General features: G+C 55.9%; 11 protein-coding genes. 3 read left to right on the top strand and 8 right to left on the bottom strand.

Going from position 1 to position 17,653, the window contains the following annotated elements; translation table 11 throughout:
- Positions 1-10: 10 nt before the first annotated feature.
- From HS105_01560 to HS105_01535, 6 genes are all read right to left on the bottom strand, one after another.
- Positions 11-2,575 (bottom strand): PBP1A family penicillin-binding protein, encoded by a 2,565-nt coding sequence (locus tag HS105_01560; GenBank protein MBE7515291.1) that lies wholly within the window; start codon positions 2,573-2,575, stop codon positions 11-13.
- Positions 2,576-2,588: 13 nt separating this feature from the next.
- Complete coding sequence (locus HS105_01555) at positions 2,589-3,704, bottom strand: rod shape-determining protein RodA (protein MBE7515290.1); 1,116 nt, start codon at positions 3,702-3,704, stop codon at positions 2,589-2,591.
- A 3-nt stretch (positions 3,705-3,707) separates the two neighbouring features.
- Positions 3,708-5,597, bottom strand: a complete 1,890-nt coding sequence (gene mrdA / locus HS105_01550) for a penicillin-binding protein 2 (GenBank protein MBE7515289.1) — start codon at positions 5,595-5,597, stop codon at positions 3,708-3,710.
- 14 nt (positions 5,598-5,611) lie between these two features.
- Entirely contained in the window at positions 5,612-6,160 is a 549-nt protein-coding gene (gene mreD, locus HS105_01545; protein ID MBE7515288.1) for a rod shape-determining protein MreD, read from the bottom strand.
- Between the two features lie 15 nt (positions 6,161-6,175).
- Entirely contained in the window at positions 6,176-7,066 is an 891-nt protein-coding gene (gene mreC, locus HS105_01540) for a rod shape-determining protein MreC (GenBank protein ID MBE7515287.1), read from the bottom strand.
- An 87-nt stretch (positions 7,067-7,153) separates the two neighbouring features.
- Positions 7,154-8,200: a rod shape-determining protein gene (locus HS105_01535; GenBank protein MBE7515286.1), complete on the bottom strand. Its 1,047-nt coding sequence runs from the start codon at positions 8,198-8,200 to the stop codon at positions 7,154-7,156.
- A gap of 246 nt (positions 8,201-8,446) precedes the next feature.
- On the opposite strand from HS105_01535, the gene HS105_01530 reads away from it, so the two are divergent.
- Together HS105_01530 and HS105_01525 are read left to right on the top strand one after the other, a co-directional pair.
- Positions 8,447-9,856, top strand: coding sequence for a VCBS repeat-containing protein (locus HS105_01530; GenBank protein MBE7515285.1), 1,410 nt, complete (start codon positions 8,447-8,449; stop codon positions 9,854-9,856).
- 478 nt (positions 9,857-10,334) lie between these two features.
- Positions 10,335-12,761 carry an Rne/Rng family ribonuclease gene (locus HS105_01525; GenBank protein ID MBE7515284.1) on the top strand — a complete coding sequence of 809 codons (2,427 nt, stop codon included), beginning with the start codon at positions 10,335-10,337 and terminating at the stop codon, positions 12,759-12,761.
- Between the two features lie 126 nt (positions 12,762-12,887).
- On the opposite strand, the gene thrA is transcribed toward HS105_01525, so the two are convergent.
- A complete protein-coding gene (gene thrA / locus HS105_01520) occupies positions 12,888-15,329 on the bottom strand; it encodes a bifunctional aspartate kinase/homoserine dehydrogenase I (GenBank protein ID MBE7515283.1) in 2,442 nt (813 codons plus the stop codon).
- Positions 15,326-16,621, bottom strand: a complete 1,296-nt coding sequence (thrC, locus tag HS105_01515; GenBank protein MBE7515282.1) for a threonine synthase — start codon at positions 16,619-16,621, stop codon at positions 15,326-15,328. The genes thrA and thrC overlap by 4 nt, the downstream gene beginning before the upstream one ends.
- A 77-nt stretch (positions 16,622-16,698) precedes the next feature.
- Between thrC and HS105_01510 the strand changes: the two genes are divergently transcribed.
- Positions 16,699-17,616, top strand: coding sequence for a homoserine kinase (locus tag HS105_01510; GenBank protein ID MBE7515281.1), 918 nt, complete (start codon positions 16,699-16,701; stop codon positions 17,614-17,616).
- Positions 17,617-17,653: the final 37 nt, after the last annotated feature.

Here is a 17,653-nt window from a genome sequence, read left to right as displayed (position 1 = left end):
GTACCTTGCCCTATCCGTCGCCTTTTTTGCCCTTGCGTTTCTCACCTGCCGGCTTTTCGGCCGGTACTTCAGGGCGAGTTGCCGGCGGTTTCACTTCCGGCCTGCGCGGCGGATTATCGACAGGAGCTGTCGGCTTCTCAACGTGAGGTTCGATCGTAACCGAAGGCTTGTCGTCTCCCTTGGGATCAGGCGCGGTAAGCTCCGGATCGGCCGAAGGCTTATCACTCACGGGGCCGCCCGTGATCAAACGTCCTTTGGCATCGGCATCCTCGAGTTTTTCGAGTTCCTCGCGTTTGTTGCGTTCCGAGAGAGCCTTGATATCGGGCGGCATCGGCGGCGGAGCCGAGAAGCTGTCGTGCGGCTTACCCTTCATAAAGGGATTCATAAATGCATTGAAATACGGCAATGCTCCATGGCCGCCGGTCATACTATTGCCGAGGTTCTCTTTTCTGAGCGGGTTGCCCATCCAAACTCCCGTAACGTAGGTCGGCGTATAGCCTATGAACCAAACGTCGGTATGATCGTTCACGGTTCCGGTCTTACCGGCGAGCTGCTGGCCTGCGGCGCTTGCTCCGGCCGCGGTACCGCCGCCGCTGGTAACGCCGCGCATCATCTGAACCATCGTCGAAGCAACGTATTCGCTCGTTACCTTTGAGCTGCCTCCGTCATATTCTTCAAGCAGCGACCCGTCGCGGTTATAGACCTTTCGGATCAGGTGCGGCGTCATTCTGATGCCCTTGTTCGGAAATACCGAGTATGCCGAGGTCATCTCTAGGAGCGAAGCCTCGCTCGCACCCAATGCCGACGGAAGGCTCGGCGCCATCGGATTTGAGATGCCGAAACGTCTTACCATCTGTGCACCTGCCTGGATGCCGACCTGTTCAAGTAGATGAACCGCTGCGATATTGTACGACTTGGCAAGTGCGATCTTCATCGGCACGTTGCCGTGGCTCGTACTGCCGTCGTAGTTGTGCGGCTGCCAGCCGCCGCGTTTGATCGGAGCACCGCTGACCACGCTGTCGGGCGTCATGCCGTCCTCGACGGCTGCCGTGTAGATGAAAGGCTTATACGCCGAGCCTGTCTGCCGCAAGCCTTGCGTGGCATTGTTGAATTTGTTCGTATGGAAATCATAGCCGCCGACCATCGCGACGATCTCGCCCGTGTGGGAATTTATACAGGTGAGTGCCGCCTGCACCTCCGGCACTTGCTGCAGTTCGACGTCTAGCAGCTGATGCTCGTTATCTACCTTCTTTACGAGAAATTCGGCAAGAAAGCCGGGCTTGAGCTCAGCAACCGGCCGCCGGCCGCTCCGGCCCATATTGCCGGGACGGACGATCGCCTTATAGCGTCCGAATCTGACGCCGACCTCATCCGACGTCGGGCTGGCCTTGACCACAAGTCCCTTGATGTACTCACCCTCTTTGTAATCATCGCCGTACCAATCGGCGTGTTTATAGGACTGGAGGCGGCGATCGATCTCCTTCTGATCGGTTATGGGTTCGCCGTCGTCATCCACGAGGATATTCTGATATTCCGAACGCCATGGCCGGCCTCTGTCGTATGAACGCAGCCCTTGCCGGATGGCGGTCGTCGCGATCTTCTGTGCCTCGACATTTATCGTCGTATAGACCTTTAGGCCGCCCTGTGCGACGCGTGTCGTATATTTTTCTTCAAGATAGCGGCGAACCTCTTCGACAGGATAATCCCAAGCGGTCGATTTCGGCTGTGATTGATAGTACGCCGTGTCGGCAAGCTTGATCTCTGTCGCTTTTGCGGCGTCGATCTCAGCTTGTGAGTACTTATCGGGAAAGTACTTACGCATCTGATCAAGCACAACGTTGCGGCGCTCAAGAGCTTTCGCCATATTGCGTGTCGGCGAATACTCCGGCGATTTCGGTATGGCCGCGAGCAATGCCGCTTCCTCGAGCGTCAGATCCTTGAGCGACTTGCCGAAATACGTTCGCGCACCGGCCTCAAAACCATACGAACCTGCACCGAGAAAGACGTAGTTCATATACATTTCGAGGATCTGGTCCTTTGTGTACAAACGCTCGATCTGCAGGGCAACAGCCCACTCATTTACCTTACGGCTGTATGTCTGGTCCTTATAGAGGAAAAGGTTTTTTGCAAGCTGCTGCGTGATGGTCGAGGCGCCTTCTGTTCGGCCCGTCGTTATATTCCTGAAAACCGCACCGATAATGCGGTAAGGGTCGATGCCGATGTGGTCGCGAAAACGGTAGTCCTCGATCGCAAGCAGCGCATCGGTAACGCGATCTGGTACGTCCTGTATCTTTATCGGGATACGTTTCTCGATCGCGAATTCCGCAAGCACGGTCTCGCCGTCATCGGCGTAAATGGTCGTCACCTGCGGCGGGCGATAGGTCGCGAGAGCGGAGACCTCGACCGAATAACGCGAATTATTCAGATAATACGATGCCAGAACGCCCGTCATTGACCCGGCAGCAAGTGCGAGCATCAATGCGGTGAGCATCAATGTGAAGGTAGACAGCCCCGTGCGTTTTTCGCCGCCGGACCTTACCTCAACACCATCAGAACCATTTGAACCCTTAGCCATACTACAGCCTCACTTAGTTAACAAAACGACGTAATTTTACGCTTACTACAAACCCGATGGCAATAAATGTCGATAATATCGCCGACAGCCCCGCACTCATCAGCGGAAGCGGCACACCTATAACGGGCAGTATGCCGAGAGCCATCCCGACATTCATAAATATCTGAAAAACAAGCCCGCAAACGATCGACATTATCAGCAGCATTCCCGATCGTTCGGACGATTGGCGGGCACCCGCGATCATTCGCGACAGCAGCAGTGCGTAAGCCAGCAGCAGCGATACGCAGCCGATAAATCCGGTGTTTTCCGCCGTAACGGCAAAGATGAAATCGGTCTGCGGCTCGGGCAGGAATTTCAGCACGCTCTGTGATGTTTCCGTGTCGCCTTGATTGCCCGAAAGCCCGCCCTTGCCGACGGTTATCGTGGATTGGATAGTGTGATAACCAAAGCCTCGCGGATCGACGCTGCTGGGGTCGATTATGGCGTTTATACGCTCCTGCTGATAGGTCTTTATCTTGCCGGTCTTGACCCCGACGATCCACGCCGCAGGCACAAGCACCGCTGCTGCGACAACCGCCAGCACAACGTATCTCATCTTGATCCCGGACAGGAAATACATCGCGGCCAGTATCGGAAAATAGGTAATAGCCTGCCCTGCGTCGGGCTCGAGAAGTATCAGCAGGATCGGCCCCGCAAAGATCGCACCGCCGATAAGCATCTCGCGGATACTGAGCGTACCGCCTTTTTTAGCACCAAAAAATTTTGCAAGCATCAGAGCCGTCGGTATCTTGCAAAACTCGGACGGCTGGAACTGAATGCCTGCGATACGCACCCACGCCTTTTGGCCGTTTATGGTAACACCGAGGGGCGTCAGCACCATCAGCAGCATCACAAGGCCGATCACGTAAAATACCGGAGCAAGGTCGATCAGCCTGCGATAATCCATAAAGCTGACGACAAGAAATGCCGCCAGAGCGATAACGATACCGATGATCTGTTTGGTCCAATAATTCTCGGACGGCAGCGCGTTGTGGATCTGCCAAACGCCGAATGCCGCGATCAGTGTCGCAAGCAACGCCGTCGGCCAATCAAAATCACGAAGATCGTGTTTTTCGAAGATCGCGACCATCTACTATTCAGCCGCAGCCTCCTGATCGGGCGTTGCAGCGCGCTTCTTGGCAAGCCATGCCTGATACATTCCGCGTGCAGCAGGACCGGCGTTAGCAGCTCCGAATCCTGAGTTCTCGATAAGTGAAACGACGGCTATCTCGGGTTTGTACGCAGGCGCAAAGCTGTCGAACCAAGCGTGATCCTTGTTCTTTCCTGTATCCTTTCCGAGCGATGCGACCTGTGCCGTACCGGTCTTACCCGCTATCTCGAGGTCAGGCATACGGATCGACGCTGCCGTACCGCCGGCGTTAACCACGCCCCACATTCCCTTGATCACAAGGTCCCACTGCTTGTCATCCATCTCAACAAGCCGCGGTTCAGGATGCTGAAAACCGAAGCCGGGCCGTGCCGGCATATAATTCGGGTCGTTCTCCTGCCCTATCGCAGCGATCGGCTTGAATTCTTTTAGAAAGTGCGGAATATACTCGCGGCCGCGCATTCCGACAGTTGCTATCACACGAAGCATTGATATCGGCGTTACCACGACCGTGTCTTGGCCGATCGAGGCGTACACAGTTCTGATATCGCTCCACTTTCCTTCGCGTTTGAGGATGTAGGGCATCCATGTCTTCGGCGTCTGCGGTATCTTTTCGTGCGGAAGGTCGATACCTGTCCGCTGATCGAGGCCGAAGTCCTCGACCATCTTTATCAGGCCGTCAATGCCCATCTTTAGGGCAAGGTGATAATAGTAGCCGTCACACGATTTTGTGATAGCAAGGTCAAGCGGCGGAGCACCATGGCTGCCCATGCAGCGCGTGAATTTGTTGCCGATCGTGATGCCGCCGCCGCAGATCACGTTCGAATGGGCAACGGTTATCGTTCCCTGCCGCAGTGCGGCTACCGATTCGGGGATCTTCCAGGTCGATCCCGGCGGGTATCTTCCTTGTATCGCGCGGTTGTAGAGGGGTCGCGTCTCATCCTGCCAATACGCGGCGATCTGCTTGCGGCCCGCAGGGTCGGAGCTGCCCTTTACAAAGACATTCGGATCGAATGACGGAGCCGACGCCATCGCAAGCATCTCACCGTTGTTCGGGTCCATCGCGATTATCGTCCCGCGTTTTGTCGATGAGTTCGCAAGCTGCTCTTCCGCTGCAAGCTGAAGGTCGTAGTCGATCGTGGTTACAAGGTCTTGGCCCGATTGCGGCTGCACGACCTCAAGTTCGCTCTGCACGCGGCCGCGGCTGTCCACAAGCACCTTTCGATAGCCCGGACGCCCGCGAAGGAATTCGTCGTAATACTGCTCGAGACCGCCTTTACCGATAATGTCGCCGGGACGGAAGCCTTTTTCTTTATATTCAGGGTCTTCGAGCTGCTTCGGGCTGATCTCGCCGACATAACCGAGCACATGCGCAAGCGAAGTTCCGAGCGGGTAATGCCGCTGAGGCTGCAATTCAACGCGAAGTTCGGGAAACTCAAGCGAATGTGCCTCGACCCACGTGATATCAGGTATCGAGACATTTTCCTTAAGCACGAGCGATTCGAAATCGTTCTGCTTTTTTATGAGAGCGATACGGTCGATGACAAATTGCCGGTCGAGCTTAAGCCCGCCGGAATATGCTTCGATCCGGTTGTCGGTATTGAGCGACTTCAAACCGTCGTTCGAAATGACGATGTTGTATGTCGGCCGCGAATCAACGAGCAGCTTGCCGTAGCGGTCAAAGATCGCGCCGCGCGGTGCAGGTATCGGTATCAGGCGAACACGCTGACTCTCGGCCCGCTCGCTGAAGTAATCGCCGCGAACGATCTGCAAGTAGTACAGCCGAGTTCCGAGCAAAGCAAGCAGAATGAACGCCAGCAACTGTATCGTTCCGACACGTGCTCGAAGGTTTTGAACATGATCGTTCAGTTTCATATCGTTCCGCTGCCCTACTTGGTCAAGCGTATAGGGTTACGCCGCCTCGTCTGCCTGCGCACCGAGAATACCTCGCGTTTGCGGCGAACACGGGTTCGTCCTTTACCAATGCTGTCGAGCGCAAGATAAATGAGCGTGCCCGAAATGGTCGTGCCGATAAGCGAATACGCACCCGTAATGAGCGGATCGCCGCTCGGCACCTGCCCCAACAGCCGATGAAGCCCGAAATAGACAAGGCCGTTCAACACACTCGCTGATGCTAGGACGGGAATACGCAGCAAAATGTTGTCCAAATACACGCGGCGGGCAAGCTCTGACACTGCGAAGGCGATGAGCGTTTTCGTAAACCCATTGGCTCCGAGCAGTCCTCCGCTGAGTGCATCGACAGCCAGTCCTGCTGCGGTTCCGAACAGCAACGCCCTTATCGAATCCCTTTGAAGCGCCGCATAAACGACGATGATCAACGGAAGGTCAACGAACGCGAACACCTCCGAAACGCTCCGCAGTGTCCACTGCAAAAGCACGGCGATGATGAGTGCGATCGTGAGTTTAACTCCTTCCATTATTGATAATGCTGCCTACTTCTTTACGGCGTTCGGCACCTTTTGGTCGTATTCGACCTGCTGCGGCGATTCGTAAAGCAGGACGCCGACCTCCTGCATCGAATTCAACTTCGCGGCGGGCCTTATCTGTATCTGATGCGGCGTCGTTGCCGAGCCGCTAACAACGCTTACGATCTCGCCGATCTTCAAGCCTGCCGGAAAGATGCCGTCCTGCCCGGTCGTAAATACCGATTGGCCGACCTGCACGTCAGCCGTTCCCGGCACATACTTCATCTCGAGCAGATCCTTTTTGCTTGTTCCGGTAACGACACCCAAGGCATTTGAGCCGCTAATCTCGCCCACAACGCCGCCGACACCCGACTTACTGTACGTGATCAGATCGACCTGTGCCGTAAGCGGGCTGACAGCCGTAACGCGGCCCACAAGCCCGCCGTCCGCGACGATAGGCATATTGAGCTTCACGCCGTCGAGGCTGCCGCGGTTTATTATCGACGAATCGAACCAAACCGATGGGTCGCGGCCGATTATGCGGGCGGTCAGCACCTTATATTTGCTGCTCTCCTTTAGATCGAGCAACGCTTTTAGCCGCTCGTTCTCGTTCGACAGATCTTCGCTTCGCTTGACCTCGACCTCGAGTTCCTGCACACGCTGCTTCAGAATGTCATTTTCCGATGCTGCCGAACGAAGCTCCGCGATCGAGGTGAAATAATTTCCGACCGCGCTGGTTACCGACGTTATCGGCGATTGGACAAAGTCCGCAATGGTCTGCGCCCACGCACGCACGACAAGATGCCCCGACCTTATATCCCTTGCGTCGAACGCCATCAGGATAAAGTTCAGCAGCAGCAATGCGATCATCAGCCACGGGGCAAGCCGCCAGACCTCTTTTTGACTTCGCTCAACCATACGGCACGAGGCTGTCTAATGACGAGAAACGGCGACACATAGGCTTGCCCGACTGTGTCACCGCAAACGAGTATCGCCACGCCATACTTAACTTCCTGTCATCAACGAGTTGTCCCACTTGACACGCTTGAGAAGCTCGAAATCCGAGAGCATCTTGCCCGTGCCCAGCACGACCGAGGAGAGAGGGTCGTCAGCGATGACGACCGGCAGACCGGTCTCGATCATCAAACGCTTGTCGAGATTCTTAAGCAACGCACCGCCGCCGGTAAGAACGATGCCGCGCTCGACGATATCTGCGGACAATTCCGGCGGAGTACGCTCGAGGGCGACGCGAACGGCGTTGATGATCGTCGCGATCGAGTCGGCGAGCGCTTCGCGGATCTCCTCATCCGTCATCGTTATCGTCTTTGGTATGCCTTCTATCAAGTTGCGGCCGCGCACATCCATCGAGAGCGGCTCATCCAGCGGAAAGGCACTGCCGAGCGCTATCTTGATGGCTTCCGCAGTGCGCTCGCCGATCAGCAGGTTGTGCTTGCGCTTTATGTACTGCGTAATTGCCTCGTCCATCTCGTTGCCCGCAACCCGCACGGCGCGCGAATATACGATGCCTGATAACGAGATAACGGCGATATCCGTCGTTCCGCCGCCGATATCGACGACCATATTGCCATGCGGCTCGGTTATAGGCAGGCCCGCACCTATCGCCGCGGCCATTGCTTCTTCGACAAGGTAAACTTCACTGGCCTTGGCACGATACGCGGAATCCTCGACCGCGCGGCGCTCGACCTGCGTGATCTCAGACGGAATACCGATGACCACACGCGGACGCACCCACGATTTGCCGTTGTGAGCCTTTCGGATAAAGTGCTGGAGCATCTTTTCCGTTACTTCAAAATTCGCGATCACGCCGTCCTTCATCGGGCGGATAGCGACTATATTTCCCGGCGTGCGACCGAGCATTTCCTTTGCATCGCGGCCGACCGCTTCGACCTGATTGGTCACTTTATTGATCGCAACTATCGAGGGTTCGCTGACGACAATGCCGCGCCCCTTTGCATAGACGAGCGTGTTCGCCGTCCCGAGGTCAATGGCCAGATCGCTGGAAAATAAACTAAATAAAGACTTTAACGCCATTCGATATGAAAGTGGTTCCTATATTTTATTCTTAGAGATAGTGTCGTACGGGAAATGATCATCGCTTCCGGCCGGGTCGGGAAAAACCATAAACAAAGACGCCGCCGCCCAAAATGTCTAACCTGAAATGATACACTTTTTTTAGCCTACTTTTCTAATGAAACTGCCCGTTTTATAAACATTTTTCGTTTTTTGAGCTGTACAGGCGCTTTCTGGTAACATATATGCCAAATTTGGAGGAAACTGATGATAACGAAAAAGGTGAAGATCGCCGTCATCGCAGGAGTTGCGATGCTGGGATTGGCCGGGCTTTTATTCGATGCGCCGAAAGCAAGTATGCTCTCGGCAGGGCCGCCCGCGGGCTTTTCGAGCGCACCTGACGAATCGAACTGCGCGGCGTGCCACAGTACTGATCCCCACACGGGCGGAACATTTGCGATCATCGCTCCCGCCAAATATTTTCCCGGCCGCACGTATCACGTGACCGTGCAGCATCAATCGCCTGACACTACGCGAAAACGCTGGGGTTATGAGCTGTTGGCCCTTGCGGGCACGAACAATGCGGGCAGCTTTACAAATCTTTCTGCCAACACGCAGATCATCACCGAGAACGGACGCCAATATTCCGAGCATACATCGCAGGGTACTTTTGCGGGTCAAACCGGCGGAGCGACATGGCAAGTCGATTGGACGGCTCCGGCATCAAATGTCGGCTCGATAAAGCTTTATGCATCAGGCAATCAGGCAAACAACGGCACGGGGCCTAACGGCGATCAGATCTATGACACAAGTGCGACCATCCTTCCGCTCGAAATACCATTCGACTTTGACGGTGACGGGAAGACGGATATCGGGATCTATCGGCCGAATGGAGTGAACGGCTCGGAGTGGTGGATATCGAAGAGTTCGAATGACGGTGTGTTCGCCACACAGTTCGGTGCGGCGACAGACAGTGTCGTTGCGGCTGATTACACGGGCGACGGCAAGGCTGATGTGGCGTTTTGGAGGCCTTCGACAGGCTATTGGTACGTTCTCCGCAGTGAGGATATGACGTACTATGCAACGCCGTTCGGAGCAAGCGGCGATGTGCCCGTGCCTGCGGATTACGATGCCGACGGCAAGGCCGACACAGCAGTGTTCCGTCCGTCGAACTCCACTTGGTACATAAACAACACAACGGGCGGCACTACGATCACAGGCTTCGGAGCGGCAGGCGACAAACCCGTCGCAGCGGACTATGACGGCGACGGCAAGGCTGACATTGCCGTATTCCGCCCCAACGGTGCTAACGGTGCCGAATGGTGGATACTGAAGAGTTCCGACAACAGCGTGTTCGCAACGCAGTTCGGCTCTTCGACGGACAAGGCAGTGCCTGCCGACTACACGGGAGACGGCAAGGCGGATGTTGCATTCTGGACATCAGGGGGAACGTGGTACATCCTTCGGAGCGAAAATCTGACATATTACGCGGATCAGTTCGGGACGATGGGCGATGTGCCTTCGCCGGGCGACTATGACGGCGACGGCAAGGCAGACGCAGCCGTGTTCCGTCCGACCGGCAGCACTTGGTATGTGAAACGCTCGACCGCCGGCCTTCTGATCAAACAGTTCGGCTCAACGGGCGACATCCCTGTCCCAAGCATCTTCGTGCGTTGATACGAACAAAACAAACACTCACACAACCACAAAGAGGCCGTCTGATACGCATTTCAGCCGGCCTCTCAAACGTAAATCGCAACTTTTTGTATTTACAACGATTTGCTCTTGTGAAATACTTTATTTGTCCGGATGCAGCGGCAGTACGTTAAGTTGTTGCCGTTCGCGGACACGAAAGGTTTTTACTCGGAATGAGTAGGTTTTGAAAGAGATCTTCAAGGGTTTGAGCACTTTTCCTTTTTTAAGGAAACGGATGCTCCCCGAATACACGGACGCCTTTTGCGTCGCGTTTTGAAACTGATCCCGGCGTTTTCGGCCTTTAACATACGTTCTCCGCTCGAAGTGCATTTGCGCGCGGGGCCGGTACAACGGGTCATTTTGCCGAACATTTCTCGATCTTAGCTGTTTCCCTACGCTATTCACACCCGACGACTTCCTTTCCCGATCCTAAATAATTGAAAGGGGAAACTATCCTTATATGTCCAAAGAGATGATCGTCAGCGTCAACGGACGCGAAAAGAAGATCGCAATTCTCACCAACGGCCGCGTTACCGAGTTCTACATCGAGCGCGGCGAAGAAAATGCCGGCGTCGTCGGCAATGTTTACAAGGGACGCGTGATGCGCGTCCTGCCCGGAATGCAGTCGGCTTTTGTCGATATCGGCCTCGAACGCGATGCGTTCCTTTATGTGTCTGATTTCTTTGATGAAGAGGAAGAGATCGAACGCATTGTCGCGAATAAGAACAAAAAGACGTCTGCCGAGCAAGCAAAACGCGAGGCTACCGATCAGGTCGAGCGCGACCGCATCGAGCTTGAAAAGCAGATGGATTCTGCTCAGGAGCGTGCCGAACCGCTTGCGACGGACACTGCCGATGCATCAAGCTCCGATACGCAAGAAGAACACTACGAACAGTCCGAGCCGTCCGCTGAACCGATCGAAGACCTCGAACCGATCGAGATAGATTTTGACCATTCCGGCTTTGAGCGCATCGCGGATGATGAGGCAGCCGCCCCGAGCGAACATGCCGAGCCGCAGTTCGAGAAGGTAACCGTCGGTTCCTTTGAGATCGAAGGCACTGCCGAGGCGGAGGTCGGTTCGATCATAAAGGACGCTGCTGCGGACGCATCATTCGAGCGGATCGCCGATGATGAGGAATCGGCCGCTGTCCCAAAAAAGCGTACGCGAACCAAAAAGGCCGCTGCTGCTGAAACAGAAGCTGAGGGAGTTGAGACGAAGCCGGCGCCGAAAAAGAAGCCCGCGGGAAAGCGTGCTGCTGCGAAGGGTAAATTCGCAAAGCCGAAGGCCAAGAAGGCGAAGGTTGATGAGCCGCTCGAGGATGCGGAGGCCTCGGTGAAAGAGCCTGCCGATACGGCTGAAATGTCAGTACGACGCGGCGGACGCGGACGCCGCCGTGTCAAATCGAAGGCGGACGCAGAACTCGCAATTGAGCTTGATGAGGTGATAGCCGAAGCTGAAGAGAACGCGTCTGAGCTTGATGCTCATGAGCCTGTCATCCAATTGCAAACAGATGCCGAACCGAACACGGAACCCGTGGTTGAAACAAAAGCGGATACCAACGGCAAGAAGCATCAGGACCGCAGCCGCAAAGGCAAGGGCCGCGACAAACAGACCGGCGATGGCCGCACCGACAATCGCGGCGACAACCGCGGTGAGCGACGGCCGCAGCCGTTGATCGGCGACCTTCTGCGTGAAGGCCAAGAGATACTTGTCCAGATCGCCAAGGAACCGATCGCCAAAAAGGGTGCCCGCATCACATCACACATCGCATTGCCGGGCCGCTACCTTGTTTATATGCCGACGATCGACCACCTCGGCGTCTCACGCAAGATCGAGTCTGCCAACGAGCGCAACCGTCTGCGCGGAATGATCCAGCGGATCAGCCAGGATCCTGAAGTATCAACTGGCGGCTTCATCGTCCGCACGGCAGGCATAGGTGTCGGCGAAGAAGATCTGCGAAACGACGCACGTTACCTTGTGCGTATGTGGGCCGACTCAAAGAAGGGGGCCGAGAGGAAGAAGGCGCCGTCGCTTGTGCACAAAGACCTCGATCTCGTTCAGCGGATCCTTCGCGATCAGCTTGCGGATGACTTTACGGCCATCCGTGTTGACAGCGACGAGGAATATCAACGCACGGTCGAGTTCATCAACATGATCCAGCCGCGAATGGTCAACCGCATAAAGCTCTACACCCGCGAGCAGCCGATACTCGAGTATTACGGCGTTCAGGAAGAGATAGACAAGGCGTTAAAGCCGCGCGTTTGGCTCAAGTCCGGCGGCTATCTGGTCATTAACCAGACCGAGGCTCTCGTTGCGATCGACGTGAACACAGGCAAGTTCGTAGGCAAGGGCAACGCGCGTCTTGAGGATACGATCGTCAAGACCAACCTCGAAGCGGTCGAGGAGATCGCACGGCAAATACGCCTTCGCGACCTTGGCGGCATCATCGTGCTCGATCTGATCGATATGGAGGACCGCCGCAATCGGCACAAGGTCTCGCAGGCGCTGCAGGAGGCTCTCGCATCAGACCGTTCGCCGACAAAGGTGCTGTCCTTCAATGATTTCGGGCTTATCATTATGACGCGCAAGCGCGTCAAGCAGTCGCTTGAGCGGACGATGTGCGCACCGTGCAGCTACTGTGAGGGTTCGGGTTGGATCAAATCGCCAATTACGGTGTGCTACGAGATACTCGCGGAGGCGCGTAGGCTCTCGCGGTCGGTTGATGACATTCGCCACACGACGCTGCGGGTGCATCCTGAGGTCGCTGCGGCATTTCGCGGCGACGAACGTGAGGTGCTTGACGAGATCGAAGCATATCTCGGCAGCGTCGATCTGACATCAGACAAGCATATTCATCAGGCCCAGTTCGATTTCGCCTTCATCTGATGCGGGTCTGAGCTCGGATATCAGTGAATTCCGCAATGGAATGACCGGCACAAGGCTGCGACTTAAGGACCGTTGCTCGTAAATTCGCTTTCACGCAATGTTTTGCGCGGGCCTTTCGTCGGATATCTATCGGGAGGCTCTGATGATGTCGGCAAAGACGCCCGCGGCGGTCACGTCGGCACCTGCGCCCGCACCTTTTATCACAAGCGGCTGGTCGGCGTAACGTTTTGTATAGAAGAGCACGGCATTGTCCTTGCCCGAAAGGTTGGCAAAGTTATGCTTCGGCCCGATCGACTGAAGGCCCACCGATGCCTTTCCTCCGTCAAAGGCTGCGATGTATTTGAGCCGTTCGCCGCGTTCGCCCGCCGCGTCAAAGAGGCCGCGGAAATGAGCCTCGTGCCGCTCAAGCTCGCGATAGAAGTCATCAACACTGCCTTCGAGACACGATCCCGGCAGAAAGCTGCTGTTCTCGATATCCTCCATTTCGAGTTCGTAGCCGCTCTCGCGTGCGAGTATGAGGATCTTGCGGGCGACATCCGTGCCGCTGAGGTCGAGCCGCGGATCAGGCTCGGTATAACCCTCGTCCTGCGCCTGCCGTACGACCTCCGCAAAGCTCCGCGTACCGTCGTAATGGTTGAAAACAAAATTCAGCGTGCCTGAGAGCACTGCCTCGATCCGGTCGATGCGGTCGCCGCTTCGCATAAGGTCTCCGAGCGTGTTTATCACCGGAAGGCCCGCGCCGACGTTCGTCTCAAAAAAGAAATTCGCCCCGTATTCGCGTGCCAAAGCACGAAGCTCGGCGTAACGTGCGTACTCTGAGGACGCCGCGATCTTGTTGCATGCGATTATCGAGATGCTCTTCTTCAGTAGCTTGGGATAGGCCGCGACGACATCCGCGCTTGCCGTTACATCGACAAAAACGGCGTTGCGCTTATTGGCCTCGATCATCGCATCCGTGAACTCATCTATCGTCATCGGCTGACCATCGGCGAGGTCTCGTACCGCCGTCGAAAGGTCGAGCGCATCATCCGAGAAAAGCGAACGCCTGCTGTTCGCAATGCCGAGCACACGCACATTCAAACGCAGCTCGTCGATCAGGTGCTGATGCTGCCGCCCCATCTGATCTATCAGTCGGCTGCCGACCGTGCCCGCACCCGCGATAAAGACATTGACCTGCTTGTTGCCGTCCGAGAAGAATTCCTCGTGCAGCGTGTTGACGGCCTTGCGGACGTTCTTCGATGAGATGATCGCCGATATGTTGCGTTCGCTCGAACCTTGTGCGATCGCATGGATGTTTATGCCGTTCTGGCCGAGCGTAGTGAACATACGGCCCGAAACACCTGTGTGCTCCTTCATTCGGTCGCCGACGAGTGCGAGGATCGAAAAGCCGATGTCCGCCCTCAGCGGGTCGAGCTTGCCTATACTGATCTCGTACGCGAACTCCGTATCTACGGCGGCTCGGGCGACCTCGGTGAATTTGTCCTCGACGGCAACGCATATTGAATGCTCAGATGAACTCTGCGTGATCAGAATGACGTTGATGTTCGCACGCCAAAGCGTGTCAAAGAGCCTTCGCGAAAAGCCCGGAATGCCGACCATGCCGCTGCCTTCGAGGCTGAGAACCGCAACGCGGTCAATGCTCGATATGCCGCGTATCATCTCCGTCGCCGCTGAACTTTCTGATTCGATGAGCGTGCCGTGCTCGTCAGGCGCGAATGTATTCTTGACCGCGATCGGAATTCCCTTTGCCATTACGGGCTGGATCGTCGGCGGATAGATCACCTTTGCACCAAAGTGTGAAAGCTCCATCGCCTCGCGGTATGTAAGGTGCGAGATCTCGTGAACATTCTTGACGAAACGCGGGTCGGCGGTCATCATCCCGGAAACATCCGTCCAGATCTCAAGTATGTGTGCATTGGTCGCCGCTGCGACCATAGCCGCCGTATAATCAGAGCCGCCGCGGCCAAGCGTCGTCGTACTGCCGCCGGCGTCAGACGCGATAAAGCCCGGCATCACACGAAGAGTACCGCCAAGTTCGGCAAAGTGCTCGCGGATCAGGTGCTCCGTCCGTTTGCGATCGACGGTCGCGTTGCCGAATGTCGAATCGGTCTTGATCAGTTCGCGGCTGTCTGCCCAAATATTCTCTATCTTCTCATCCGCCAGCCGCTCTGAAAGGATGCGGGACGAAACGATCTCACCAAAACTAAGAACGCGGTCGAGGGTCCGCGGCGACAGTTCATGAACAAGCCGAATGCCTTCACAAAGGCGCTCCAGCTCCTCGACCGCCGTCTCGACAAGGTCCTGTACGACAGGCAGCGAGTCTTCGCCGAAAAGTTCGCGGATCACAAGATAGTGGCGTTCCGCGATGTTGCTGATCAATTCAATATAGCCGTCGTCGCCTCGTTCTGCACACTGTCCGGCACGTATCAGATCATCGGTCGTCCCTTGCAGAGCCGAGACCACGACCCCACACGGGCCTTGTGCCGCCGCCTTGCGGACAATGTTTATCACCTTGCGGATGTTTGCCGCATTTGCGACAGAGGAGCCGCCGAACTTTAGTACTCTCATGATCTTGTCAGAATGATATCGCGGACAGCGTCAACGTCATTGGGCACTTCGATGCTGTGCCGCGATTTGTTTTCAAGCTCCGCAACACTCGCGGGAGTGGCTCCGCCGTTGCCAAGGGTGTTAGCAACCGCGTCGAACTTGACCGGATGGGCGGTTTCCAGAAATATTCCGCCTTCATTCAGCTTACCGTCCAAATAATTTGCCAATGAACGATACGCGACCGCCCCATGCGGATCTAAGATGTAATTACTCTGTAAGTACACATTCCGGATAGTATCGACAATTTCGGCATCGGTGACCGAATATGCCGTGATCGCCGCCCGTATTCGCTCCAGATCGCCGCCGAATATCTCGCTTATACGTACAAAATTGCTAGGGTCGCCAACGTCCATGGCGTTAGATAACGTCGGGATCGTCGTGCGGGGGCTGTAAACACCGTCGATCAGAAATCGCGGTACGACATCGTTCACGTTGCATGCGGCAATAAAATGCTTGATCGGAAGCCCTGAGGCGTGGGCAAGGACGCCCGCGGCAAGATTACCGAAATTGCCGCTCGGGACTGATATCACCGGCGGTTCGCTGCCGTGCCACTGCTTTACGGCCAGGAAATAATAGAACTGCTGCGGGAGCCAACGTGCCACATTTATCGAGTTCGCCGAGGTAAGGCGTGCCTTCGACCTCATCTCGCCGTCTGAAAGGATCTGTTTAGCGATCTTCTGGCAGTCATCGAAGGAGCCCTGTAATTCTAATGTAGTTACATTTCCGCCAAAGGTTGTAAGCTGAAGCTCTTGAACGCGGCTTACCTTGCCTTTCGGATAGAGAATTACGACCTCAACGCCTTCAATTCCGTAAAAACCCGCCGCAACAGCACCTCCGGTATCGCCCGATGTGGCCACGATCACAAGCGTTTTCTGCCCTTCGTCCGCTGCAAACGCACCGAGGCAGCGGCTCATAAAACGCGCGCCCACATCTTTGAACGCAAGCGTCGGCCCGTGGAACAATTCGAGGGATGAAATCCGTTCCGTGAGCGGCACCAGCGGAATGTCCATTTCAAGCGTCTCGCGACATATCTCAAAAAGCTTTTCATCAGCGATCTCGCCGCCGACATAAGGGCGGATCACGTCAAAAGCGACCTGAGCAGCAGAGATCGTACCGATGCGGGCGAACCACTCGGCACCGATGTGCGGGATCTCCGACGGGAAATACAGCCCGCGGTCGTCCGGCTGGCCGTTTATGACAGCTTTACGGAAGCTAACATCAACAGATGTGCGGTTTGTGCTAAAGTAGTACATTCAGGGTGCGTTCTTCCGCTCGAGACAGTCTCTCGGAAATCATCAATGATATAACGCTGACCCGATCTTTGCGAAATATGGAACAGATCACGGTCAGATCGCCGGCAACAGTCTCAAATGTCGTATGCGGCTTTGACTGCTTGGGATTTGCGTTGGAAGAGCCGTTCGATGAGATCACGGTCAGAAAGGTAAGCGAACGCGGCATCACAATAGTAAATCTGGACGACAGCGCCCTGCCGACCGATCCGGCAAAGAATGTTGCGGGCGTTGCGGTTCAGGCTCTTGCTGACGAGGCCGGCGTCGAGCATGGCTTCGAGATCGCGATACGCAAGGGAATAAGGCCCGGCAGCGGCATCGGTTCGAGTTCGGCAAGCTCGTGCGGAGCGGTCGCTGCGGCAAATGAACTGATCGACAGGCGTTTCGTCAAAGCCGAGCTTGTAAAGTTCGCAATGGAAGGCGAGTTGCTTGCATCCGGTTCGCGGCACGCCGACAACGCGGCACCGTGTACCTACGGAGGCTTCACCCTTGTACGCTCTGCCGACCCGCTGGACGTCGTCGAGCTTGAATTCCCTGCTCTTTGGGCATGCGTCATCCATCCGCAGATCGAGATCAAGACCAGCGACGCCCGTGCAATACTGCCGCGTGAAGTGCCGCTTGCGGATGCCGTGCGGAATTGGAGTAACCTCGGCGCGTTCGTCGCCGGCCTGATGAGCGGCGACCTTGACCTGATAGCACGATCGATGGAGGACGTTGTTATCGAGCCGGTACGCCAGCGCCTGATACCGAAATTCGCCGAGCTTAAGGCCGCCGGTCTCGAGGCGGGAGCGATGGGCGGCGGCATCTCAGGTTCCGGCCCTTCGGTCTTTATGCTGTGCGATGCCGCAGAGACCGCGAACGAAGTTGCGGGTGCGATGCGTGATGTTTATAAGACTACGGATATCGAGTTCGACATTTACACCTCGCAAGTCGGCCGGCAGGGCGTGCGGATCATTTAGTCGGCATTTCCTCGCAAAATCGGGTAAACTAATTTTG

Source organism: Chloracidobacterium sp. (assembly GCA_015075585.1).
Classification (GTDB): Bacteria; Acidobacteriota; Blastocatellia; order Pyrinomonadales; family Pyrinomonadaceae; genus OLB17.
This window is presented reverse-complemented; position numbering and strand designations above follow the sequence as displayed.